At 46.0% G+C, this 24226-nt stretch carries 25 protein-coding genes; all 25 read right to left on the bottom strand.

The genetic code is table 11. The annotated features are described in order from the left end of the window. Nucleotides 1-3: 3 nt before the first annotated feature. Entirely contained in the window at nt 4-369 is a 366-nt protein-coding gene (locus ACFQ3W_RS12955) for a response regulator (protein WP_379319644.1), read from the bottom strand. A gap of 27 nt (nt 370-396) precedes the next feature. Next, the gene (gene fliY / locus ACFQ3W_RS12950; RefSeq protein ID WP_379319643.1) at nt 397-1596 is read right to left on the bottom strand and encodes a flagellar motor switch phosphatase FliY; all 1200 of its coding nucleotides are present in this window, start codon (nt 1594-1596) and stop codon (nt 397-399) included. Further along, the gene (fliM, locus tag ACFQ3W_RS12945; protein WP_379319642.1) at nt 1586-2584 is read right to left on the bottom strand and encodes a flagellar motor switch protein FliM; all 999 of its coding nucleotides are present in this window, start codon (nt 2582-2584) and stop codon (nt 1586-1588) included. The genes fliY and fliM overlap by 11 nt, the downstream gene beginning before the upstream one ends. 41 nt (nt 2585-2625) lie before the next feature. Further along, nucleotides 2626-3099 (bottom strand): flagellar basal body-associated FliL family protein, encoded by a 474-nt coding sequence (locus ACFQ3W_RS12940; protein ID WP_379319641.1) that lies wholly within the window; start codon nt 3097-3099, stop codon nt 2626-2628. After that, nucleotides 3096-3320, bottom strand: a complete 225-nt coding sequence (locus ACFQ3W_RS12935; protein ID WP_379319640.1) for a flagellar FlbD family protein — start codon at nt 3318-3320, stop codon at nt 3096-3098. Before ACFQ3W_RS12935 ends, ACFQ3W_RS12940 begins: the two co-directional genes overlap by 4 nt. A 71-nt stretch (nt 3321-3391) precedes the next feature. Beyond that, nucleotides 3392-4207, bottom strand: a complete 816-nt coding sequence (flgG, locus tag ACFQ3W_RS12930) for a flagellar basal body rod protein FlgG (RefSeq protein WP_379319639.1) — start codon at nt 4205-4207, stop codon at nt 3392-3394. A gap of 89 nt (nt 4208-4296) precedes the next feature. Then, nucleotides 4297-4686 (bottom strand): TIGR02530 family flagellar biosynthesis protein, encoded by a 390-nt coding sequence (locus ACFQ3W_RS12925; protein ID WP_379319638.1) that lies wholly within the window; start codon nt 4684-4686, stop codon nt 4297-4299. Further along, nucleotides 4683-5213 carry a flagellar hook assembly protein FlgD gene (locus ACFQ3W_RS12920; protein ID WP_379319637.1) on the bottom strand — a complete coding sequence of 177 codons (531 nt, stop codon included), beginning with the start codon at nt 5211-5213 and terminating at the stop codon, nt 4683-4685. The genes ACFQ3W_RS12925 and ACFQ3W_RS12920 overlap by 4 nt, the downstream gene beginning before the upstream one ends. A 19-nt stretch (nt 5214-5232) precedes the next feature. Continuing rightward, on the bottom strand, nt 5233-6648 hold the full coding sequence (locus tag ACFQ3W_RS12915; RefSeq protein WP_379319636.1) for a flagellar hook-length control protein FliK: 1416 nt from the start codon (nt 6646-6648) through the stop codon (nt 5233-5235). Between the two features lie 47 nt (nt 6649-6695). Next, nucleotides 6696-7631: a MotE family protein gene (locus tag ACFQ3W_RS12910; protein WP_379319635.1), complete on the bottom strand. Its 936-nt coding sequence runs from the start codon at nt 7629-7631 to the stop codon at nt 6696-6698. A gap of 40 nt (nt 7632-7671) precedes the next feature. After that, nucleotides 7672-8115 (bottom strand): flagellar export protein FliJ, encoded by a 444-nt coding sequence (gene fliJ / locus ACFQ3W_RS12905; protein ID WP_379319634.1) that lies wholly within the window; start codon nt 8113-8115, stop codon nt 7672-7674. A 10-nt stretch (nt 8116-8125) separates the two neighbouring features. Next, complete coding sequence (gene fliI, locus ACFQ3W_RS12900; RefSeq protein WP_379319633.1) at nt 8126-9445, bottom strand: flagellar protein export ATPase FliI; 1320 nt, start codon at nt 9443-9445, stop codon at nt 8126-8128. Continuing rightward, the gene (locus tag ACFQ3W_RS12895; protein WP_379319632.1) at nt 9426-10280 is read right to left on the bottom strand and encodes a FliH/SctL family protein; all 855 of its coding nucleotides are present in this window, start codon (nt 10278-10280) and stop codon (nt 9426-9428) included. The genes fliI and ACFQ3W_RS12895 overlap by 20 nt, the downstream gene beginning before the upstream one ends. After that, nucleotides 10273-11292 (bottom strand): flagellar motor switch protein FliG, encoded by a 1020-nt coding sequence (fliG, locus tag ACFQ3W_RS12890; protein WP_379319631.1) that lies wholly within the window; start codon nt 11290-11292, stop codon nt 10273-10275. Before fliG ends, ACFQ3W_RS12895 begins: the two co-directional genes overlap by 8 nt. An 11-nt stretch (nt 11293-11303) precedes the next feature. Further along, the gene (gene fliF / locus ACFQ3W_RS12885; protein WP_379319630.1) at nt 11304-12887 is read right to left on the bottom strand and encodes a flagellar basal-body MS-ring/collar protein FliF; all 1584 of its coding nucleotides are present in this window, start codon (nt 12885-12887) and stop codon (nt 11304-11306) included. A gap of 31 nt (nt 12888-12918) precedes the next feature. Continuing rightward, entirely contained in the window at nt 12919-13230 is a 312-nt protein-coding gene (gene fliE, locus ACFQ3W_RS12880) for a flagellar hook-basal body complex protein FliE (RefSeq protein ID WP_379319629.1), read from the bottom strand. A 34-nt stretch (nt 13231-13264) separates the two neighbouring features. Next, nucleotides 13265-13711: a flagellar basal body rod protein FlgC gene (flgC, locus tag ACFQ3W_RS12875; protein ID WP_379319628.1), complete on the bottom strand. Its 447-nt coding sequence runs from the start codon at nt 13709-13711 to the stop codon at nt 13265-13267. A gap of 6 nt (nt 13712-13717) precedes the next feature. Further along, on the bottom strand, nt 13718-14125 hold the full coding sequence (gene flgB / locus ACFQ3W_RS12870; RefSeq protein ID WP_379319627.1) for a flagellar basal body rod protein FlgB: 408 nt from the start codon (nt 14123-14125) through the stop codon (nt 13718-13720). A 420-nt stretch (nt 14126-14545) separates the two neighbouring features. After that, a complete protein-coding gene (gene hslU / locus ACFQ3W_RS12865) occupies nt 14546-15949 on the bottom strand; it encodes an ATP-dependent protease ATPase subunit HslU (protein WP_379319626.1) in 1404 nt (467 codons plus the stop codon). Nucleotides 15950-16005: 56 nt separating this feature from the next. Further along, complete coding sequence (gene hslV / locus ACFQ3W_RS12860; protein WP_379319760.1) at nt 16006-16545, bottom strand: ATP-dependent protease subunit HslV; 540 nt, start codon at nt 16543-16545, stop codon at nt 16006-16008. Nucleotides 16546-16996: 451 nt separating this feature from the next. Beyond that, nucleotides 16997-18319: a methylenetetrahydrofolate--tRNA-(uracil(54)-C(5))-methyltransferase (FADH(2)-oxidizing) TrmFO gene (trmFO, locus tag ACFQ3W_RS12855; protein WP_379319625.1), complete on the bottom strand. Its 1323-nt coding sequence runs from the start codon at nt 18317-18319 to the stop codon at nt 16997-16999. 42 nt (nt 18320-18361) lie between these two features. Continuing rightward, a complete protein-coding gene (gene topA / locus ACFQ3W_RS12850; protein ID WP_379319624.1) occupies nt 18362-20458 on the bottom strand; it encodes a type I DNA topoisomerase in 2097 nt (698 codons plus the stop codon). A gap of 90 nt (nt 20459-20548) precedes the next feature. Further along, a complete protein-coding gene (gene dprA, locus ACFQ3W_RS12845; RefSeq protein ID WP_379319623.1) occupies nt 20549-21634 on the bottom strand; it encodes a DNA-processing protein DprA in 1086 nt (361 codons plus the stop codon). 103 nt (nt 21635-21737) lie between these two features. Beyond that, nucleotides 21738-22667 carry a succinate--CoA ligase subunit alpha gene (sucD, locus tag ACFQ3W_RS12840; protein ID WP_379319622.1) on the bottom strand — a complete coding sequence of 310 codons (930 nt, stop codon included), beginning with the start codon at nt 22665-22667 and terminating at the stop codon, nt 21738-21740. 38 nt (nt 22668-22705) lie between these two features. Continuing rightward, a complete protein-coding gene (gene sucC, locus ACFQ3W_RS12835; protein ID WP_379319621.1) occupies nt 22706-23866 on the bottom strand; it encodes an ADP-forming succinate--CoA ligase subunit beta in 1161 nt (386 codons plus the stop codon). Nucleotides 23867-24226 lie beyond the last annotated feature (360 nt).

Here is a 24226-nt window from a genome sequence, read left to right as displayed (position 1 = left end):
GGCCTACAATCCTAGCGTTTTATTTATGGCTTCGATTACCCGGTCGGACTGGAACGGCTTCACGATGAAATCTTTTGCACCAGCTTGAATGGCATCGATAACCATAGCTTGTTGCCCCATCGCAGAACACATAATAACTTTGGCGTTAGGGTCAACTTTCTTGATCTCTTTCAGTGCTGCAATGCCGTCCATCTCAGGCATCGTGATATCCATCGTAATGAGGTCAGGATGCAGCTCCTTGAATTTCTCAACTGCCTGAGCGCCGTCTTGTGCTTCCCCCACAACCTCAAACCCGTTTTTTGTCAAAATGTCGCGGATCATCATTCTCATAAATGCTGCATCGTCTACGATTAGAATTCGGTTTGCCATTGATTTAAAATCCTCCCTAAACTTCTACTATTGTAATTTTTGAATGCGGTCCCACTGACTAACAATATCTGTAACACGAACCCCAAAATTTTCATCAATAACAACAACCTCGCCTTTGGCGATCAGCTTGTTGTTCACTAAAATATCCACGGGCTCACCGGCCAGCTTGTCCAGTTCAATGATGGAACCTTGGGACAGTTCCAAGATATCTTTAATTTGCTTTTGGGTCCTTCCTAATTCTACGGTGACTTTAAGCGGGATGTCCATCAAGAGATTTAAATTATTTTCATCAACTTGACTGAAAGTTCCATTCCCAAAATTTGCAAATTGTACAGGTTGCACATTCAAATTGCGCGCCGGAACACTCCCGTAATGATGAGGTTCACCGTTGTATGGGCGATCCTGTGGCGGGTATGGATAATCTACTGGCGGCTGCATCATCGTTGGTTGAGGCGGTACAGGCGGCTGCTGATATGCTGGTGCTGGATTTGCCGGCTGAGCTACTCGAGCAGCTGCAGGTGCCGTCTTCTCTTTAGGTGCTTGTTCCGAATTAGAACCACTGATAAGGCTATCCACCATCTCTTTAGCAAATTTTACTGTTAGCAACTGCATGATCGTGGAATCGATCAAATCTCCGATTGTCAAACGGAACGAAATTTTTATTAAAGGATCAGCTGGTGGTAAGCTTCCTAAACCATGTCCATTTGACATATTCAGAATGTCAATTCCTGGTGGAGAAATATTAACAAACCGGTTAAAGATCGTCGACATTGATGTAGCTGAAGAACCCATCATTTGGTTCATAGCTTCCTGAACTGCGCTGATATGAATTTCATTCAGTTCTTCCTCTGCAGGATTACCATCTCCACCGAGCATAAGATCAGCAATAACCTGAGCGTCTTTCGTTTTAATTACTAGAGAATTCATACCTTCGAATCCATCAACATATTCAACGTGAATCGCTACATGAGGTTTGGGAAATTCTGATTCAAACTGAGCGCGTGTAATAACGGAAACTTTGGGGGTGGTGATATCCACCTTTTTATTCAACAAAGTAGATAGCGCTGTAGCCGCACTACCGAAAGTGATATTACCGATCTCTCCAAGGGCGTCCTGCTCAAGTGGAGATAAAACATCATCAATCGTAGGGCCCGATGTTGGCTCCTGATTAGCTTGTTTCAGAAGGGCGTCGATCTCCTCTTGGGACAAATAATCTTTACTCGTCAAGTTCCTCAACTCCTTCGCTGACAATTTCATCAATTTGTACGGCTACTCGGTCTTTGACCGTCCCCGGGCTGCCGATATACTTCAATCTGTCACCGATCCGAATTTGCAATCCTTCTTGGACCGGCTTATTTAAGGAGATCACATCACCGGCGGAAAGTCCCAGGAATTCGCGAACTGTAATTTGTGATTCGCCAAGTTCCGCAACAATCGGTAATTGAGCCTTATTTACACGATTGCGAAGCGCATCTACCTCTTCAGGAATACGCGATTTTTTCTGGGATACAAACCAGTGGTGGACCGATAGTTTAGGCATAATCGGCTCGATGACTACATGAGGTATGCACAAGTTAATCATCCCGGTGGTATCACCAATTTTAGTGCTCAGCGAAATGAGCGCAATCGTTTCGTTAGGAGAAACGATCTGCATAAACTGAGGATTGGTTTCTAACCCTTCCATCCTCGGTGTAATGTCTACAATCGTCTTCCAAGCCTCTTGCAAACTCTCGAAGCACCTGCTGAAAATTCGCTCCATGATGATTGTCTCAATTTCCGTCAACGACGCGATCTTTGATGGCGCCGTTCCAAGGCCGCCTAGCAGTCTATCCAACATTGCAAAAGCTACATTGGGATGGACTTCTAGTACCATTCTTCCTTCAAGCGGTTCGGCTTCAAAAATGTTAAGTATGGTCATCTTCGGAATAGACCGAATGAATTCATCATATGGAAGCTGCTCTACCTGAACTACGTTAATTTGCACGAATGTACGTAACTGCGCCGAGAAATAGGTGGTGAGATAACGGGCGAAGTTCTCATGAATTCGGGTCAAGCTGCGAATATGATCCTTAGAAAATCTCACGGCTCTTTTAAAGTCATAAGCTCGTATTTTCTTTTGCGTCTCTTCCTTCTTCAGTTCCTCTGCGTCCATTTCACCGGATGACAGCGCGGCAAGCAGCGCATCAATCTCGTTCTGCGATAACACATCTACCAAACATCTCACCCCCTTAGAAAATCAGTTTCGATCGATATTGACTAGATCGTCGTCATAATAAAGTTAGTAATATCGATTTGAATCAATTTCCCTTCCGGCAGCGACTTGTTGATTAGGTTGAGCAGCTTTGAGCTTAAGTTATCTTTGCCCCGCGCCCCAGTCAGCTCTTCCGGTTTTGTGTCAGCAAGCGTCTTGATAATAATAGGCTTGATTTTATAGTCCTTAATTTTATCAAAGGCTTCTTTTGAAGTATCCTTATCGAGCTGAAACGCGAAATTCATGACCACAACATAATTGGGATCAGACAGATTCGTTTTGATGTCATCAATAGTCGAGGTAACCTTGACTATTTCATCTGCTGACAAACTTTCTGCCGGTGCGACATTTTGAACAGCGGCATTTACTTCTGTACCAGAAGCTGGCTTATTCATTTGATTCATCAGCAAGAAGGCGGCTAATACGATCAATGTGATTGCCAGAAAGATCGTTATCAACCAAGGTGCCATTTTCTTCATGACCATTCCTCCGTTTGTTGCACTTTAATTGTTGCTGCGTGGATGCCGATTTCCTGGTAATACTCCTTGATCTTATCGATCACATCGGCCGCCTTCTCCAGCACGATCATACGCTTGCCCGTTACAAGGGTCACGTAAGTATCCGGTGTTTCTTCCACGGTCTCGATCATAATAGCGTTTAGCCACATCTGAGAACCGTTTAAGCGTGTTAGAGAAATCATGATACCCCTCCTAAGAAGTAACGGGACAGTATATCGGAGGAGGAAGTTATCCTCCCCCGCTAAGGCTTACTTTAACGCTTGAGGTTAACAACTTCCTGCAACACTTCATCAGATGTAGTAATGATACGTGAATTGGCTTGGAAACCACGTTGTGCAACAATCATCTCTGTAAATTCGCCAGTCAGATCGACGTTAGACATTTCCAATTGCCCCGCGATAATTGCTCCTGTTCCTACTTCTGCATTGTTGGCAGTTGTAGGCGTAAGTTCATTTGTATCGGCATTCAGGGTCATCCGGTACAGATTACCTCCAATTTTCTCAAGCCCTTCAGGATTCGTTACTTTTCCAATACCGATTTGTACACCAGGCTCAGTACCGCCATCGGCCATCTTCTGCACGATAGTACCATCTTGTGCAATTGAAAATGCTGTAACATCTTCACCAAGTTGGATTGGAGCTCCACCTGAGTCACATACAAGCAATCCGTCGGAAGTAACCAACTGACGAGAAGCGTCCATGTGGAAGTCTCCGGCCCGTGTTAGGAATGGGACCTCTTGATCAGCGGACAATTTCACTAGGAAAAAGCCATCTCCATTAATACGCAAATCGAGCGGATTATTTGTTGTCATTGCGCTACCACCGGTATGTAATGTGTCGATAGAACCGATGGACACACCAAGTCCAATTTGTTTCGCATTGACGCCACCAGTCTCTCCTTCTGCCGGTGGGGTTACGCCTGAAACAGTCTGGCTCATAATGTCCTTAAACATAACGCGTCCCGATTTAAAGCCTATTGTGTTGACGTTAGCAATGTTGTTACCGATGACGTCAAGCTTTGTTTGAAACCCGCGCATCCCGGATACGCCCGAATACATAGATCTTAACATTTATTTTCTTACCTCCCATTGAAAAAATGACTTGAAGCCGTTTCAGTCGATCCACGGCGTTCTCGGCTTTCCGTAACCGGTCCAGCCGATTAAGAAATAATGACTGCGCTATCGATCTGTGTGAAAACATTATCCTTCATACTTTTTCCGTCCATAGCCGTCACAACGGTTCTATTGTTTACATTCACAATAAGGGCCATATCTTTCATTAATATGAGCGAATCTTTGGCACCTTTGGCAGCAGCATTGTTGATGGCGGATTCAATCTGATCAAGCTGTTCCGGTCGGATTGTAATACCTCGCTGCTCCAGACGTTTCACCGCATGGTTGCTGAAATGAATTAGCTGATTTTGCAGCATATCCTTAAAAGCAGTTGTTTTCTGACCCGAATCCACATGCGAAGTACTTTTTGCTGGCGACAAACCGTTCGGCTGGATACACCCTGGATACAGTTGTCCAACTTTTATCGGAGCATTCATGAATTATCAGCTCCCTGCGCCTGCTCACCAGTCTTGTCAGTCCCGTCCGTCTTGTCATCCTTGACCGGTTGGTTTTCCACCTGCTCGATCTCGGAAATTTTGATTTCCTTATCCCCGATTTTCACATAATGGACACCATCGCGAATAATAATGGACTCGACGATTCCGGTTTCCTTCTTCTTGATGACTTCCGCTTTTCCGGTCTTTATATCGTAATTTCCCGTTTTGGTTTCACTGTTCCAGCTAACCTGCTTCCCGATAAGACCGGATTCGCTTCCCAGAGACTGACCCAAATCCGTAATTTGTTTAGCAATGTTCGTCAGCTGCTCAACTGAAGTAAACTGAGCCATCTGAGCTACCATATCTTTGTTGTCCATAGGGGATAACGGATCCTGATACTGCATCTGAGCCATCATCAGCTTCAGGAAATCATCTTTACCTAATTGGTTACTTTTCTTTGCTGCTTTCTCTACATTGCTTTGTGAATAATTGGGCCACATTACCAGCGGATAGTTGCTATCTGCCACTAGACTCCCTCCTTTCTTCCTATGCTCTGGCAACAAAGGAGCTTCCGTAACTTTGTTCCTTGGCTCTTACCTCCGCAACCCATTCATTCCACTCTTCATTCAAGTCATTAATCGCTATCGCATCATCTTCTGTCGAGGTACGGCGTTTGCTCGTTTGCTGATGTCCATTTCCATTGCCAGATTGGCGTCCGTCATGATACATATGCGAGGATAAAGAGCTGTTCTGCGTAACCTCCAATTTGCTGACCTGCAAACCTTGGGATTGGAGTGCTGATCGCAATTGAGCCATCTGCTGTTCCAACGATTCTTTGGCAAATGCATGCTCTGTTACAAATTGAGCTACAAGTTGACCTCCTTGCATCGTAATTTTTACGTCAACATGTCCCAAATGCTCTGGGTAAAGGGTAATCCTTGCCTCAGACATCCCCTGTAGCTTAACAATTTCCAGCTTGTTAACGAGAAAGCCGCTCATTTCCTTACCAAAATTTTCAACCGGAATTGGTTGGGATGCATGTTTCACTGGAGCAGTTCCATTATCACGTAGCACCAGTTGGCCTGCAGTTACCACATTTCCTGTTTGAAGAGGGCTATCATTGTCGTTTAATTTGCCTTCCGTAGCAATCCCATCCTCAGTGAGCTGGGCCGCATCAACAACAGTAAATTTGCCTTCCATTGCATTTGACTTCTGATTTGCTGCAAGTACGGACTGTGTGTTGTTATTTTTCTGAGAATCGCCGTTTGTCTCAAGATTTCCTTTGCTACCGCTTTGTGCTCCTTTTTCCACAACCGTTATGGCTTGTTGAACAGCTTTGGATTCATTTTTGCTATCAGCTTGTTTGGCGTCTTTGGTATCTGGAAGATCTTGAAGCAAACTTTGCAACGATTCAAGTAAGGAGCCTGTTTGGCTTGATGTAGCTGCGACCGTCGCCTGCTCACCGGAAGAAACCGCAGCAAGTAATTGCACCAGAGCATCTTGCAAGGCAAAACGAATCGTTTCTGAATGCTGCGCTAGAGCTGGAAGTTCCGGAACTTCTGTTGATTGCTCACCACTTGTCTGAGTTTCTACACCAGCTTTTGGCTGCATCAAATTTTGAAAGTTTTGAAGCCATCCTTGTAACGCAGCAAGTAGAGAGGAATTATCTTGAAGCGCATCATCCAATTCAGGAAGCTTCTGCAGCAAACCCTCAATCAGTGAAGTCAAAGTTTCCAAAGTTCCTTCTTCTTCAGCGTTGCCGTTTGCCCCTTGCATACCTGATAGTGCCAGCAGTTGTACAGAAACCTGACCTTCTTGTAGTTTGGCATTTCCTAAAAGCATGGAAATTAGTGTCTGGTCGAAAGCTTGAGCCTTTTGACCAGAATTTGCCTTCCCGGCAGAGCCATACCAAAGGCCGTTAGAAGCCTTCCCCGTTGATAAACTAGGTACTGTTTGACTCATATCTTTTTCACCTCCCTTCAAGTCTCCGTATTATTGCTTTTCTTAATTTATTTTGCTAAAAGCAGGTTCAAAATTTTTACAGATGCCTTCTCATCACTTTCAGTCATAGATGCCAAAATTTTGGACCGAGTAGAATCATCAACCGATTTCATAATTTTTAACGCCTTATCCGGGCTTACCTTATAGGTCTGCAAGACAAGCTTTGCTGCTGCCTCGGCCGACATGGTGGAGAATGTCTGTTTTAATTGTTGTTCGTCCAACCCGTTTCCCCCGGTAGATGTAACTGCACTAGAAGCTGCTTCTTTTTTGAGCCGGGATTGCAATGCTGCGATTGCCAAATCATCTGCTGGCTTAACATCTTTCAGTTTGATAGAGATATCAGCAGCCTTTTGCGGATCCATCTTCTCAAGAATCGCAACTTTACTTTCGCTACTCATAATGCTTAACATTTGCAGGGTCTCGTCCTCAGTCAATTTATCAAAGATTGCCGCCGCTTTACTCGGACTCATTTCTGAATATAGTTGTGCAAGTTTTTTGACTTCTTTTTGATATGATTCCGCTCGGGTAGCCTGTTCTTCGGAACTCTTCTGCTGCTGTGCCGCGTTAAGATCATCCTGAAGCTTCTTCATTTTGCTTTCTTGATCAGTTGCCAGCTTATTAGATGCTTGCAAATCTGCCGACTGCTTAGCTAATTGGTCTTTAAGCTTCTTTACCGTTGCATCTGTGCTTTCTTCCTGCTTTTTCTCACTTCCAGTCTTCTGATCTTTAGCCCCTGAAGGCTCAGGATCAGGAACAAGGTTCTTAATAATCGGAATGTCATTTCCTATACTAATCAGTGTGTTTCGAAAATTGATGTTAAACAAAGTCAGCAGAACTCCGAGAAGAACTACCGTAAAAAGAATCGGTGTTACAAAGAAAAGAAATCTTGAGAATCCCCCACCTGATTCTTCTTCCAACTCGTCATCCAGTTCGGTTTTAGCCATTCCTATCCCTCCTTCGAAAAGCCCATTTTAATCACCCGCTTTAACGGGCTCTCATGGCGAACCGGACAGTAGCCATTTCATCCAGCTCGTTTTGTTCCCGAAGAAGCATTTCGTGCTGAAATTTATCCCTGGCTTTTTCTTTCGCTTTTAACCAAACCTTTTCGTCCAGCATCTTGCCGTTTAAAATCATTTTTTTGTTTTCTACATTTATTTCCGCACGTTTTACATCACTGATTTTGCGGGTTATGGCTTGTTCAATACTTTCCATATACCGCTGCAGTTCCTGCAACTTGTTCATCGGCGCACAATTTTCCATTTGTGACTGAATCACGGAAGCGGTTTTGGACTGCTCCTCAAACAATTGATCCAGTGAGTGCTGCTCCAACTGTAGTTGCCCCACAGCGGCAGATAGCATCCATTCAGCCTGCGTCTTTTCGTTAGATTTTAAATCAACGACTTTTTGATAGACGTAACGGAACTTCATCCTTTAAAGGTCATCTCCTTGAAAATTCGGAAATTAAACGTTGTTGCGCTTCAGCTAGCGTTACCTTCTCATTCACTTTCTGTTTTGTGAAATTCCATATACTTCCGATATAACCGATGGCTTCATCAATATCTGCGTTAGAGCCCTGCTGATAGGCACCGATATTAATCAAATCCTCTGAATCTTTGTATACTGCGAGCAACCGTTTTAAATTTTCGGCAGCGTCGTTTAGTTCCTCCGGCACGATATCTTTCATTACCCGGCTAATACTGGCTAAGATGTCGATGGCCGGGAAATGACCTTTGTTCGCGATACTCCGATTAAGAACGATATGCCCGTCCAATATCCCCCTCACCGCATCAGCTATCGGCTCGTTCATATCATCGCCGTCAACCAGTACGGTGTAAAAAGCAGTAATCGAACCTGTCGGGCCAGTTCCAGCCCTTTCCATTAATTTTGGAAGTGCTGCAAAGACTGATGGTGTGTAACCTCGCATAGCAGGAGGTTCACCTATAGCGAGCCCAACTTCACGCAGCGCCATCGCATAACGGGTTACGGAGTCCATCATCAGCATGACGTTCAAGCCTCTGTCCCGAAAATACTCCGCGATTGAAGTGGCAATAAGAGCACCTTTAATCCGAATGAGCGCCGGCTGATCAGAGGTAGCTACAATAACCACAGACCTTTCCAACCCTTCTGGTCCAAGATCTCGCTCGATGAAATCGAGAACCTCACGGCCACGTTCACCAACCAGTGCAATGACATTTACGTCAGCAGAGGTGTTTCGGGCAATCATCCCCATCAACGTACTCTTCCCTACGCCAGAACCTGCAAATATCCCAACTCGTTGCCCTTTGCCGATTGTTAATAGTCCATCGATGGCTCTTACCCCAATACTTATCGGTTCAGAAACCCTCGGCCGATTTAGAGGGTTCATCGGCTTATTAGATGTAGAATAATGTCCCATTCGGGACGGTATCAAAGAACCATCAAGCGGTTGTCCAAGCCCGTCAAGTACTTTTCCTAGCAACTCGGATCCAACTTGTACCGTTAAAGGTTTCCCTGTACCAACCACATCGCATCCCGGGCCGATCGATTGCAGGTCACCAAGCGGCATCAAGAGGACTTTATTGTCCCGAAATCCAACGACTTCCGCTTGCAAGGGCTGCGAAGCTTTGCTGGGATATATGTAGCAAACGTCGCCTATGCTTGCATCAGGGCCTTCCGACTCTACCATGAGGCCGATAACCTGTGTGACCTTGCCATTAATCCGAACGGGGTCAAGCTGCCTCAGATAATCTTTGTAACGTTCAGCGTTCAGTGTCGTCATTCAGCTGTCCCCGCTCCTCGGCCTGCAGTGAAATCCGCAGCAGTTCTTTTTTTATCTCCGTTAGCTGGGTATCGATCCTAGCATCAATGCTTCCAAAGGCTGAACGAATCACGCAGCCGCGGTCTTTAACCGTCGGGTCCGGCAAAATTTGCAACTCAGCCTGAGAATCAATCGACAAACTAAGTTCTTCTCTAGCAGCTTGCACAAACGAGAAATAACTTGGAGCTACACAAAGTGTGAGCACACCTTGCTCCCGTTTCCTAGCCAGACTTTTCTTAATGAGCTCTGTTGCGTAGCCTGGCTCTAATTCCAACTGTTTATCAATTATCTTTTCAGCAATCGCACAGCTTAACTCTACCAAAAAGGGCTCAGCTTCTTGAATAATGCGTTGTTTTTCTACATAAGCCTGCTGAAGCACTTCCTCAGCCTCACCCATCATCTCATCGATCTTTACCTGCAAGTCTTGCTCCGCTTGTACTTTACCTTCTTCAAACCCTTGATTGAAGCCTTCCGATTTCACTGCCTCTATCAGATGTTCGTCTTGCTGGCGACGTTCTTGCCACCAAGCCTCAATTTGCTCACGGGCTTCGGCAAGAATGTTCTCTGCTTGTTCCGACGCCTCACGTATTTGCCGTTCCGCAAATTCTTTGGCATCTTCCAGCATTTGACGTCTTGTCTCCTCAGCGGCGGTATCTTCGGGAGAAGGTAAGTTATTTTCTTCACTAAAAGATTCATAAGATTGGCGTTCCGCAAAAGGCACATGATTTTTGGCCAAGTTTAGCTGCTTCAATATTTCGACTGGGACATATTGCGATACTTTTATCAAGTTAGACAATAATGTCATCTCCTCCGCCGCGAGCGATAATAATCTCACCAGCTTCTTCCAGTCTGCGTATCGTAGCTACGATGCGAGTCTGTGCTTCCTCAACATCACGCAGCCGAACAGGTCCCATGTATTCCATTTCTTCCTTGAAAGTCTCGGACATCCGTTTCGACATGTTGCGGAAAACGGCTTCGCGCACTTCCTCGCTGGCCACTTTGAGCGCAAGCTGTAGGTCGGCATTTTCGATATCGCGAATAATTCGTTGAATAGAACGGTTGTCGATATTGACAATGTCTTCGAACACAAACATGCGCTTTTTGATCTCTTCGGCAAGTTCCGGATCCTGAATTTCCAAAGAATCAAGGATGGTTCTTTCCGTACCACGATCAACACCATTCAAGATTTGTACGATCGACTCGATACCGCCTGCGCTCGTATAATCTTGCGTTACAGTAGCAGAAAGCTTTTGTTCCAGAACTCGTTCCACTTGCGATATTACTTCCGGGGAAGTACTGTCCATCACAGCGATTCTTCTAGCAACTTCAGCTTGCTTCTCTTGAGGCAACGAGGACAGAATTGTCGCCGCTTGTTCAAACTGTAAGTAAGATAAGACGAGAGCAATAGTCTGGGCATTTTCATTCTGAATAAAGTTAAGAATTTGATTAGGTTCGGCCTTCCGTGCAAAGTCAAACGGTCTGACCTGCAAAGTTGCGGTTAAACGGTTGATAATGTCGAACGCTTTGGCTTGTCCAAGAGCTTTCTCCAGAATCTCTTTAGCGTAATTAATACCACCTTGAGTGATATATTCCTGCGCTAGACAGATCTGATGAAACTCAGCCATAATCATTTCTTTTTCCGTATTATCCACCTTGCGGACATTAGCAATCTCCAGCGTTAACTGTTCGATTTCATCGTCACGTAAATGCTTAAATATTTGAGCAGACACTTCAGGGCCCAATGTGATTAGTAAAATAGCTGCCTTCTGTCTTCCAGTTAATCCAGGGCTAGTTGTTGATTTTGACAATGCATTCACCTCTATTCGTCAGCCAGCCAGGTGCGAAGCAAGTTGACGAATTCATCCGGCTTTTTCTTGGCCAGTGTTTCGAGTTGTTTGCGCACTTGGTTTTCATTAGTGACAGAATCCAAATTAATGGACGGAAATTCTGGTGTAAGAGGCAACGGAATTTCTTCTTCCTCTACCATGTTTTTGCGGCGGCGACGGTACAGAATAAAACCGATGCCAGCTAGTGCAAGCAATGCCGCAGCGCCGACTCCCCATACTAGCGGATTCGAAAGAGTTAGCCCTTTAGCTTCTTCTATATTATTTTGGAAAGGTTGCGAGAAAACCGAAACTTTTTTCTGTAGATCTGCGTCTGTATAAGTAGTTCCGGAATCTGCCAAATACGAACCAACGATGTTCTTCAATATATTCTCGATGGCCGATCGCGTTGTTTCATCTAAAGTTTGTTGACCTGCAGGTGGTTCAACGGCTACGTTAATGGTTAAATCTTTTATAACATATGGACTAGCTACGATATCCTTAGTAATCCGGTTAACCTCGTAATTAATTGTTGAGGATGATTCCTCTGAGGAAGAACCTCCGGACGATTCCGCTGAAGGATAGTTAACTACGTCCTGTTGGCCGGTTCCTGGCACACCGCTAGTCGGGTTTGCAGCGCCGGTATAGCTTTTTTGAACCTTTTGGGCGCTGATTTCAATCCCTTTCATATTGTCTGTATCAACCGGCTGAACAAGATTATCCTTTTGGGTTACTTGATCAAAATTCAGTTTGGAGGCAACCAAAACTTCAATTTTCTCAGGACCCGTTAATTTGGATAAGAATTGTTTCACACTCTGACGAACATCACTTTCAAATTTTTTCTGAAGAGCCATGTTCTCTTGAACCGCCGTAGTTAATGAGCCTGATTTACCGCCATGTCCAGTTGCTAGCAATACAGTATCATCACTGGAAGACAACGAGATATTTTCGATTGGCAGGTTCGGAACTGATGTCTTTACCAAGTTGAAGTATCCATCAATTGCTTCCTGGTCTGGTCGATAACCAGCCTTGAAGGTTAAGACGATCGAAGCGGTAGCCTTCTCTTGTTCATCAGGGCTCGCAAATACGTTTTCGGACGGTAGATTGATTAGGACTTTGGCATCATCTACACCCTGCATCCGTTTAAGCAACTGTTCCACTTCACCGTTAAGGGCATTTTTATACTTAACATTGAATTCGTTATCCGTCATACCGATAAGCGATGAGCTTTCATCAAATGATTCGAGACCGATGGAACCACTCTTTACTATTCCTTGCGAACCAACATCAACTTTCACGCGAGATACATCCTTGGTAGGAACGGATATTGTTTTCCCGTCTTCACCCAGCTTATAAGGAATACTTCCGGATTCCAAATATTTGACGATACCCGCTGCATCAGTGGAATCCAAATTCGTAAATGCCACATCATACTCTGTTTTGGAAAACTGGATCGTCAGCAAAATGATGGCTAACAGGATAATAGCTATTGTCGATATCAATAATGTTTTCTGTTTTTTGCTAAACTGGTTCCAGTACCCGGTTATTCGATCCCGATACTGTGCAATTCTCTCATTCACAATGTCACCTCATCCGAAGCATTAAAAGTCATTAAATTTGCGTACGCATAATCTCTTGATAAGCTTCTATCACTTTATTACGGACTTGCGTAGTCAATTGCAAACTTAACAAAGCTTGCTCCGAGGCGATCATCATCTGGTCGGCATTCACTTTTCCCAGCATAAACTGGTTATTAACTTGTTGTGCGTTCGTCTCCTGTGCGGCTACTCCGTCTAATGCATCGTTAAGAAAAGAGCTGAATTGCTTAATTGACTCTGCAGGGGTGGGCGACTGAGTCGTCTTATTAAGGGAGTCAACCCCCCCCAGTGACTTAGTAGTATCAAAATTCAATCTTTCTATCAATGGTCAACACTCCTAGCAACAAAATTATAAAGGTCTATTTACCTATTTGCAGTGCTTTAGTTATCATCGCTTTGGTTGTATTTAAAGCTGTGACATTAGCTTCATAGGATCGATAGGCTGACATCATATCTACCATTTCTTTTAGTTTGTCAACATTTGGCATGTATACGTAACCTTTGCTATCAGCATCAGGATGCGTAGGGTTGTATACAGGTACAAGTGGAGCAGGATCTTCTTGGATTTTTGTGATTTTGACACCTTGACCCTTGTAGCCGTCCATCGCGTTGCTTAAGGTGCTTTCAAAATCCAATTCCTTAGGGGCCATAACGACAACCTTGCGTCGGTACGGTATTGCCTGGCCATTCTCTACTCTTGCTCTAGTTGTGTCGGCATTGGCAATATTTGAGGCAATGACGTCCATACGGAGCCGTTGCGCGGTTAATGCAGAGGAACTAATGCTGAAGCTGTCGCTAATACTCAATGTCGATTATCTCCCTTCTACTGCAGTACGTTTCATTTTGATCATATAGTTGAGCTGCTCGATATAGGAGTTATAGCGTAGTTGGTTTTCTGCGAGCTGACTCATTTCACTTTCGATATCAACGTTATTCTGGTTGTTGTTCATCGCTGTAGTTTGATCCGTGGTGACTTTAGGCTCCGGAACATCCATCGAAGGGCCTATGACAAAATGCCTATAATCAGTTCTTCTTCCTTGGAGTTCAGGCATATCACCATTCATTTCGTTTTGCAGCAGACTTTCAAAAGAGACGCTCGAACGCTTGTAATAAGGGGTGTCATTGTTCGCGATATTATTGGTAATAACCCCTTTTCGAAGATTGGAGGCTTGTATTGCCGTTTCGAGTCTTTGGTACCCCAACCCATTCAACAATTGCACTTAATTCCCCCCCTTGAACTTATAGACTATGTAATGATTAATTATTCAACAAAAAGCTAATAATCCCTCTTTTTTCGACAAAATATTGCTAATAATTGTCTTTCTAACGTCCTAGGTTTGGAAACAAGTTTGTAATGTCATATATCCTAAGTTTCAAGGAGATTCGACATTATTACAATAAGAAAAAAGCCCTATCTTTACAGATATTTACGTTATTTATTGCTCATTTTGAAATATTTTCTATAAAACCCCCAAGATTCGACAAATTTCAATCAAATCAATAACTATGTAATTTGTCGGAATAAATCAAAACCGACCCTTTTTTCCTAGGTTAGAGGTAAATGTTTTGTCGGAATTGTGAAAAAAAAGACAGGACCCAAAAACAAACCTTGGGTCCTGTCTTGTTAAAATGAATAATCTCTACAAAATAAATTGACTCAAATCTCGATCCTGGGCAATATCTCCTAATTTTTCCCTAACATACTCTGGAGTGATGATCATCTTCTCTAGCGTCAGTTCCGGTGCCTCGAAGGATAAGTCCTCCAGCAGTTTTTCCAAAATGGTATGAAGTCTTCGTGCCCCGATATTCTCCGTATTCGTATTCACAGTTGCGGCTATTCTAGCGATCTCCCGAATGGCTTCATCCGAAAACTCAATCTCCACATCCTCTGTTCGCAGAAGTTCGATGTATTGTTTAGTCAAAGCGTTCTTCGGTTCCGTTAAGATCGATACGAAATCCTCCAGCGTTAAGCTGCTTAGCTCTACCCGTATAGGAAACCGTCCCTGCAGCTCTGGAATGAGATCAGACGGCTTGGCAATATGGAATGCTCCGGCAGCTATGAATAAAATGTAATCCGTTTTAATTGGCCCGTATTTCGTCATCACCGTCGAGCCTTCCACGATCGGGAGAATATCTCTTTGTACACCTTCACGTGAGACATCAGGTCCAGAGCCTTGACCACGGCTAGCTACCTTATCAATTTCATCGATAAAGATGATTCCTGTTTGTTCCGCACGTGTAACCGCTTCTTGAATCAAATCATCTTGGTCGATGAGTTTTGCTGCTTCCTCTTGGGTTAGTACCTTGCGTGCTTCTTTAATTGACAGCTTTCTTTTCTTAGTCCGCCGTGGTAGAAGATTTCCGAACATTTCCTGCATATTCATACCCAGCTGATCATTGCCTTGACCAGCGAACATATCCATCATGGTTGGTGCGGTATCCTCCACCTCAACCTCAACGATGTCATTTTCGAGTTGACCTGCCAGCAGCTTAAAACGAACTTGACGGCGTCGTTCTGTGAGTCCGCTGTCTTCCTCCTCTTCCTGAACCGTGTTTGAAGGATTTTGGTTCCCTCCCCCAAACAGCATTTCAAAGGGATTACGCCCATTTTTAGACTTATTGGCAGACGGAACAAGAATTTGGACAAGGCGTTCATTAGCTAGTTCTTCCGCCTTATCCTTCACTTTCTCGGTACGTTCTAGCTTAACAGTACGAATTGCGGTTTCGATCAAATCCCGGACCATGGATTCTACATCTCTGCCCACATACCCCACTTCTGTAAATTTAGTCGCCTCCACTTTTATAAAAGGGGCTCCTACAAGTTTTGCGAGGCGACGTGCGATTTCCGTTTTGCCGACCCCTGTCGGACCAATCATCAGTATATTTTTAGGTACGATTTCATCCTGGACTTCTTCGGTAAGAAGGCTGCGCCGATATCGGTTTCTTAAGGCAACGGCAACGGATTTCTTCGCCTTCTTCTGTCCAACGATATATTTATCCAATTCGGAAACAATCTGTCTTGGGGTTAGATTTATGTCAGTCAAGATACGTCCCTCCCGAGAAATATTTTTCCCATCTTTGCTTCATCAAAAATACTTTATTAAAGCTCCTCCACAATAATGTTGCTGTTTGTATAAACGCATATTTCCGAAGCAATCTGCAAAGATTCACGCACGATATCCTTGGCTTCCATTTGGGAATGTCGTTTTAACGCCCGAGCGGCGGATAGCGCGAAATTGCCTCCCGATCCGATCGCTAAAATATCGTCATCCGGCTCGATAATTTCTCCCCCCCCAGAAATAAGCAGCATGCCGGAACGGTCCATTACAATCATAAGTGCCTCTAACTTGCGAAGCACACGGTCTTGCCGCCAATCCTTAGCCAGCTCTACGGCAGCCCTTTGCAGATTTCCATGATGCTCCTCTAGCTTGCCTTCGAATTTTTCGAACAGTGTTATGGCATCGGCAACAGAACCGGCAAATCCGGCCAGCACCTGCCCACGATACAATCGACGAACTTTCTTAGCGGTTTGCTTCATGACGACGCTTTCGCCAAACGTAACTTGGCCATCACCGGCTATGGCTCCTTTACCATTGTGGCGGACCGCACAAATGGTTGTTGCATGAAATGTAGGAATCATGGTTTCGCTTCCTTTCAATTTTGTGGTGGTCTCAACCCTCCCAAACCCTCCCTTACTGTAAGGGAGGGCCCCAAGGGCCTGCTGCCCTTTGGATACCCGCAAACTGGACCAACGTGAGAGGGGGAGAGGCGCTCCTGCGAGGGCTGTTCCCCTTTGGGGAATACGCCCCGGACTTCGTGCGTGGAACGCTTTTCCCCCTTCGGGTACGTCTTACTTTTGGCGCTCCCGGGTTACCTGGAAAGCTTAGATAACGTGAGAGTTACTGAGACGCTCCTGCGAGGGCTGTTTCCCTTCGGGAAATGCGCCCGAGCTTCGTGCTTGGAGGGCTGTTCCCTTCGGGAATGCGCCTGGGCTTCGGTGCTTTGGACTCACTTTTTGACGCTAGTTCTATGTTATGACTTACGTGTGTGGCCGGATTCCGTTTCGCGGAATAAAGGCAAAAAAACGGTCGTTATCCCAACCGTTCTTCTGTCATAAAGGATTTTAAGCTATCAAGGGCGCGCTTTGCGAGCGCTTCGTTTTTCTCTGCTTTTTTACGGTAGCGAGTGTCCAGCTTAGGGAACAAGCCGAAGTTGGCGTTCATCGGCTGGAAGTGTTCAAAATCAGCGGTCGTAATGTACCGCGCCATGCTGCCGAACGTCGTATCCTCTGGGAATACGATTCCCTCCTGATCCATTGCGGAGCGTGCAGCATTGATGCCGGCGATCAGGCCGGAAGCGGCCGACTCGACATAGCCCTCGACGCCTGTCATTTGACCGGCAAAAAAGAGCTGCGGCCGTGCTTTCAGTTGATACGTCGGGAGCATCAGCTTTGGAGAATTGATGAACGTGTTGCGGTGCATCACGCCATAGCGGACAAATTCGGCATTCTCCAGACCTGGGATCATGGAGAATACGCGTTTCTGTTCGCCCCACTTCAGGTGAGTCTGGAAACCCACAAGATTGTACAGCGTCCCCGCTGCATTGTCCTGACGGAGCTGTACGACGGCATACGGTAGTGCTCCGGTATGCGGATTGACCAAGCCCACCGGCTTCATCGGCCCGAACAACGCTGTTTGTTTGCCCCTGCGCATCATGATTTCGATCGGCATGCAGCCCTCGAAATAGACCTCTTCTTCAAACTCCTTAAGCTGCGTTACCTCTGCAGATATTAATGCCTCATAAAATGCGTCAAACTCCTGCTCTGTCATCGGACAGTTTAGGTAGGCCGCCTCGCCCTTATCGTAACGGGATGCGAGATAGACCTTGTTCATATCGATGGACTCCTTCTCCACGATCGGAGCGGCGGCATCATAGAAATAGAAATAGTCTTCGCCGGTCAGCCGCCGGATTTGCTCCGAAAGTGCCGGAGACGTGAGCGGGCCCGTTGCGATGACGACGATGCCATCTTGCGGAATCTCGGTAATTTCCTCGTTGATTACTTCAATAAGTGGATGCTCTCGAAGAGTGCGCGTAATCTCACCTGAGAAGCCGTCGCGATCGACGGCTAGCGCCCCCCCGGCCGGTACCGCATTGCGGTCCGCTGCGCCGAGTACAAGCGAATTTAGCAGCCGCATTTCCTCTTTAAGAACACCGACGGCATTCGTCAATCCGTTAGCACGCAGCGAATTGCTGCACACCAGCTCGGCAAATTGATCCGTATGATGCGCCGGCGTTTTCACGACCGGACGCATTTCATACAATACCACAGGGATACCACGGCTCGCTATTTGCCAGGCCGCTTCGCTGCCGGCCAAACCGGCGCCTATGACGGTTACTTTATTGCTGTTAGTCAATCAAATCCCCCCAAAAATACCCTGATGTAGCCTTCTCAGAAGTTAATCTGTTCCTTCATCATTCTCCTCGATGGCCTCTGTATGATCGCAGGCCGTGCACTGTAATTTTCCCCCTTGTTTGTTGCGCTTCTCAATCATTAAGGAGCCGCATTTCGGGCAGGGCTTCGGTGATGGCTTATCCCATGACACAAAATCACATTCCGGGTAGCGATCACATCCGTAGAATACTCTGCCTTTTTTACTGCGCCGTTCGACCACATGTCCCTCTTTGCATTTCGGACAGGTCACCCCGATATCTTTGATGATCGGCTTGGTGTTCCGGCACTCCGGAAATCCCGAGCAGGCCAGAAATTTGCCGAAACGTCCTAGCTTGTATACGAGCGGTTTTCCGCATTTTTCGCAAATTTCATCAGAGACCTCATCTTCAATTTCAATTTCCTTCATTTCTTCCTCAGCGACAACGAGCCGCTTCTCGAAGGACTCATAAAATTGACCAAGCACTCGGACCCAATCCTCAGAGCCTTCCTCCACATGGTCTAGGTCTTCCTCCATGTGTGCGGTAAATTCAACGTCAAGGATTTCCGGGAAAAATTGCTCCATCTGTTCGATGACGAGCTCACCGAGCTCAGTAGGCATGAACTTTTTCTCTTCTATCGCCACGTAGCCGCGCTTCTGGATCGTTTCCAGCGTAGGCGCATAAGTACTTGGACGTCCTATGCCAAGTTCCTCCAGCGTTTTCACCAGACGAGCCTCAGTGTACCGTGGAGGCGGTTGGGTGAAGTGCTGCTTAGGATCGATCTCTTCGGTCGTTAGCACATCTCCTGCCTTAAGAGGCGGTAAAAACTTCTCATCATCCGTCGTTCCATCGTCATTGCCCTCAACGTACACCTTCATAAACCCTGGAAAGCGAATCTTAGAGCCTACTGCACGAAAAGTAGCATCGCCTGCGGCGATGTCGACCGACATGGTATCGAGCACGGCGGAGGACATTTGGCTAGCCATAAACCGATCCCAGATCAGTTTATATAGACGATATTGATCCCGTGTCGTAAACTCTTTCACGGATTCAGGATCCCGCATCGCCGAGGTCGGACGAATCGCTTCATGCGCGTCCTGGGCACCCGCGGCTTTTTTCGAATACTGCCTTGGGGTTTCTGGCGAAAAAGCATCACCATACTTACCTAAAATATATTCTTTCGCTTCCTCTTGTGCAGAGGAGGCAATCCGAGTCGAGTCTGTACGCATATAAGTAATGAGACCGACCGTTCCCTCTTTACCAAGGTCGACGCCTTCGTAAAGCTGCTGCGCAACCGACATTGTTTTGGCTGCCCGGAAGTTCAGCTTACGTGCAGCTTCCTGCTGTAACGAGCTTGTCGTAAACGGAGCTGCCGGATGACGGAGACGTTCCTTCTCTTTTACCTCGGTAACTTTGAACTGAACCTGCTTAATAGCTTTTAAAATTGCCTGGACCTGCTGTTCGCTGCTTAGCTCCAGCTTTTCGCCCCGGTATTGATAAAACTTTGCCTCGAACGGGATATCCCCCGTTTTGAGCCTCGCCGTGATGCTCCAGTATTCCTCTGGCACAAACGCGGAAATTTCATTCTCACGGTCCAAAATTATTTTAACCGCTACCGACTGCACCCGGCCGGCTGACAAGCCCTTTTTCACTTTTTTCCACAAAAGCGGGCTAATTTTATAGCCGACAAGCCGATCCAAAATCCGTCTGGCTTGCTGGGCGTTAACAAGATCCATATTGATCTTCCGCGGAGTCTTAAAGGCGTCCTTCACGGCCTGCTTTGTAATTTCATTAAACACGACGCGGCATGTTTCCGTTTTATCCACGTCCAGGACATGGGCGAGATGCCAGGCTATCGCTTCTCCTTCGCGATCGGGGTCGGCTGCCAGATAGATCTTTTTGACCTTTTTACTGGCATCTTTCAATTCTTTTAAAATAGAACCCTTCCCACGGATCGTAATATACTTTGGACTGAAGTCGTTCTCTACTTCAACCCCAATTTGGCTCTTGGGCAAATCGCGAACATGGCCCATTGAGGCTTTCACGATGAATTTACTGCCTAAGTACTTGCCAATCGTTTTCGCCTTGGCAGGCGATTCCACGATGACGAGTGAATCCGCCACAGGTTCGTCCTCCTCTCGAACAATACAATACTTCTCAACACTTCATTCTTATATAGTCATATATTAGGGCCACTCACAGATAGGAATGGACTATATTAGCTCATATAAGGAGCCGGGCAGTTGAACCACCGTTTTTTTCATGATTAAAGATAACAGAACTGAATGTAAAAGTCCAAAATTCCAGTTTGTCCGTACCAGCAAATCATCAAAACTGGCGATTCCCTGCTCCAACATATGGTATATGTGCTGCTCCTCATCTGTCAACTCGTTTCCTATTTTACTTTCAAGGACCGACTCCTCAATGGATGAGAGGAAAGGCCCATATTCCTCCCAAATGTCCTCTGCTGCAGTTACGATTTTGGCTCCTTGCTTAAGAAGCGCTAAGGTTCCCCTGCTTTTAGGTGAAGTGATGGGGCCTGGGACGGCGAATACATCTCGATCCGCTTCGAGAGCTAGGTCTGCAGTAATTAGTGATCCGCTTCGAGTATCCGCCTCTACAACCACCGTTCCGCGGCTAATACCGGCAATAATTCGATTGCGCTGTGGAAACAACCCAGGATGACCCGGCGTTCCGATAGGATACTCGGATACAACAAGTCCACGTTCCTGTATGTGATGGTACAAAGACGTGTGCTCCTTCGGATAAGCGACATCGATTGCCGTACCCAAAACAGCAATGGTAGCGCCCCTGGCATTTAACGTGGCCTCATGGCAGGCTCCGTCAATGCCGCGGGCCAAGCCGCTTACGATCGTAATTCCCCGGCCGCTTAGCTCTTCGGCTAGCATCATGGTTACTTTGCGGCCATATGCCGTTGGTAGGCGTGTACCAACAATCGCAACCGATAAGGTTGAGAGTAGTTCGCTGCGGCCTAAGCAATACATTACCCAAGGAGGGCGAGCGGTTTCCTTCATTAATACAGGGTACTGTGAATCATAATAAGTCACCGTTTGGACTCCCTTTCGCTCAAGGAGTTCTAGCCTAGACTCAAGCCACGCTGTAGTAAAATGTTTTGACATATTTAGCGCAAGCTCAGAATCCAATCCTCGTTCCAGCCAATCGGACGCACTAAAGCCTAATGCATACTCCCACCCTTCCTGCGATAAAATATTATGAATTTTTTTCCACCCTAATCCAGGACTTTCGTGGAGACCGATTAAAATACACCTTTTATCCATTACACTTCCCCATTCCCTAATAAAAATAAAAAGCAACCTCCCCGCCGTTTTTGGCTAGAAGGTTGCTTACCTTTGCACTATATCTAACTACTGAGAAAAGCTATTAGTGAGTTGTGCAGCGCTCCAGAATACCCCGCTCCTCGAGCACACCAACAAGTGTGGAGCCCATCTCCGAAGGCGTAGGTGCTACTTTAATGCCGCAGGCCTCAAGTTTGGCAATTTTCTCTTTGGCTGTGCCTTTTCCGCCGGAAATAATCGCACCCGCATGCCCCATCCGTTTGCCTGGAGGAGCCGTAACACCACCGATGAAGCCAACGACAGGTTTCTTCATATTATCGCGAATCCACTCAGCCGCTTCTTCTTCGGCCGTTCCACCGATTTCACCAATCATAATGACCGCATGCGTATTTTCGTCCTCATTAAAGCGGCGTAAAATGTCGATAAATTCCGAACCCTTCACCGGGTCGCCTCCGATACCTACCGCAGAAGATTGTCCAATACCCCGCGTAGTCAGCTGATGAACCGCCTCATACGTCAGCGTACCGCTTCGTGAAACGACGCCAACATGGCCCGGCAAGTGAATGTAACCCGGCATGATACCGATTTTGCATTCCCCAGGCGTTATGACACCCGGACAGTTAGGGCCAATCAATACGGTCTTTTTTCCTTCCATATAACGTTTAACTTTTACCATGTCCAGCACAGGAATGCCTTCTGTAATACAAATGACCAAATCCATCTCCGCCTCAACAGCCTCCAAGATGGAATCGGCGGCAAAAGCCGGTGGTACATAAATGACGCTCGCTGTAGCACCCGTTGCTTCTTTGGCTTCTAACACCGTGTTGAACACCGGCAAACTAACCGTTTGACCACTTTCAAGCACGATTTCGACCTTCGTCCCGCCCTTGCCCGGGGATGTACCCCCGACCATTTGCGTGCCATAGTCCAGGGCTCCTTTTGCATGGAACAGGGCCGTCTTTCCTGTAATCCCCTGGGTAATGACCTTTGTATGTTTATCGACCAAAATACTCATATTTCGAGCCTCCCCTAACGTGGATATCGGTGAATCTATTATGAAACCAGTGCAACGATTTTCTGTGCACCATCAGCCATGGAGTCGGCGGATACGATGGCAAGACCGGAGTCGGTCAAAATTTGCTTGCCGAGCTCAACGTTTGTTCCTTCCAGTCGCACGACCAGTGGACGGTCAAGTCCAACTTGCTTTGCCGCTTCCACGATACCTGAAGCAATGACATCACACTTCATAATGCCGCCGAAAATGTTAACAAAGATTCCTTTCACCTTGGCATCCGATAAAATGATCTTAAAAGCCTCCGTCACTTTCTCGGCCGTTGCACCGCCCCCTACGTCCAGGAAGTTCGCAGGATCGCCGCCATAATACTTGATGATGTCCATCGTTGACATAGCAAGGCCAGCCCCATTAACCATGCACCCGATGTTGCCGTCAAGAGCAATGTAGCTGAGGTCATATTTGGAGGCTTCGATTTCTTTCCCGTCCTCCTCCGTCAAATCACGCAGCTCCAAAATATCCTTATGGCGGAACAATGCGTTCGAATCAAAATTGAGTTTGGCGTCAAGCGCAAGCACTTCACCGTCTCCGGTAACGACAAGCGGGTTAATTTCCGCGATCGAGCAGTCCTTGTCCACAAACGCTTCGTACAACGCCATCATGAATTTAACGGCCTTACCGACCAGTTCATTAGGAATATGAATCGCATAAGCCAATCGACGAGCTTGATACGTTTGCAATCCGATTGCCGGATCGATCACTTCCTTGAAAATCTTCTCAGGCGTTGCGGCAGCTACCTCTTCGATTTCTGTGCCGCCTTCCTCTGAGGCCATCATAACTACGCGGCCGGTTCCCCGGTCTACTACGACACCGATATAGTATTCCTTCTTAATATCACAGCCTTGTTCAATTAAGAGACGTTTGACTTCCTTACCCTCCGGACCGGTCTGGTGGGTCACCAGCACTTTTCCGAGAAGCTCCTGCGCATAAGTTCTAACTTCATCCAAGCTTTTCGCTACTTTAACGCCCCCAGCCTTTCCGCGGCCGCCGGCATGAATTTGCGCCTTAACTACCACTACTGGAGTTCCTAGCGCTACCGCTGCTTCCACGGCTTCTTCTACCGTAAATGCCACTCGTCCCTCTGGAACGGCAACGCCGTACTTCTTCAGGACTTCTTTTCCTTGATATTCATGGATATTCATGCGTAAAAATCCTCCTATCAACAGGCGGTATTTAGAGGTTCAAAACACCTAGCTGAAACCCAGAATATTGTAACACTTTTTTAAAACGCTTTCCTTAAAAAGTTCATCATTTATACACAACTTTTTTATATCATTTTCATCTCAAAGCGAGATGAATTATTTACATCATATGGCATTCATTTCAGATATATTTTCATAGAATGTATGAATTTACTTTTCTTTTTAAAATGTGGTCGGCTATCGGTTCATTTTTATCGAATTTTGTCACAATAAATCTCGATTTAAGAATGTTTTACGACAAATTTAGCTCAAATATGCAACGATCCGCGGTGTGATATATATTCTTGCATTTGCTACAAA

The sequence above is a fragment of the Paenibacillus puldeungensis genome (genome assembly GCF_042678945.1).
GTDB lineage: Bacteria > Bacillota > Bacilli > Paenibacillales > Paenibacillaceae > Fontibacillus > Fontibacillus puldeungensis.
This window is presented reverse-complemented; position numbering and strand designations above follow the sequence as displayed.

Excerpts from the sequence above, each read along its gene's own strand:
- sucD (WP_379319622.1), bottom strand. The coding sequence starts at position 22,667 with ATGAGTATTTTGGTCGATAAACATACAAAGGTCATTACCCAGGGGATT.
- sucC (WP_379319621.1), bottom strand. The coding sequence starts at position 23,866 with ATGAATATCCATGAATATCAAGGAAAAGAAGTCCTGAAGAAGTACGGC.
- fliJ (WP_379319634.1), bottom strand. The coding sequence starts at position 8,115 with ATGAAGTTCCGTTACGTCTATCAAAAAGTCGTTGATTTAAAATCTAAC.
- flgG (WP_379319639.1), bottom strand. The coding sequence starts at position 4,207 with ATGTTAAGATCTATGTATTCGGGCGTATCCGGGATGCGCGGGTTTCAA.
- fliI (WP_379319633.1), bottom strand. The coding sequence starts at position 9,445 with ATGACGACACTGAACGCTGAACGTTACAAAGATTATCTGAGGCAGCTT.
- ACFQ3W_RS12935 (WP_379319640.1), bottom strand. The coding sequence starts at position 3,320 with ATGATTTCTCTAACACGCTTAAACGGTTCTCAGATGTGGCTAAACGCT.
- dprA (WP_379319623.1), bottom strand. The coding sequence starts at position 21,634 with ATGGATAAAAGGTGTATTTTAATCGGTCTCCACGAAAGTCCTGGATTA.
- ACFQ3W_RS12940 (WP_379319641.1), bottom strand. The coding sequence starts at position 3,099 with ATGAAGAAAATGGCACCTTGGTTGATAACGATCTTTCTGGCAATCACA.
- ACFQ3W_RS12955 (WP_379319644.1), bottom strand. The coding sequence starts at position 369 with ATGGCAAACCGAATTCTAATCGTAGACGATGCAGCATTTATGAGAATG.
- hslV (WP_379319760.1), bottom strand. The coding sequence starts at position 16,545 with ATGATTCCTACATTTCATGCAACAACCATTTGTGCGGTCCGCCACAAT.
- ACFQ3W_RS12915 (WP_379319636.1), bottom strand. The coding sequence starts at position 6,648 with ATGAGTCAAACAGTACCTAGTTTATCAACGGGGAAGGCTTCTAACGGC.
- ACFQ3W_RS12910 (WP_379319635.1), bottom strand. The coding sequence starts at position 7,631 with ATGGCTAAAACCGAACTGGATGACGAGTTGGAAGAAGAATCAGGTGGG.
- ACFQ3W_RS12925 (WP_379319638.1), bottom strand. The coding sequence starts at position 4,686 with ATGAATGCTCCGATAAAAGTTGGACAACTGTATCCAGGGTGTATCCAG.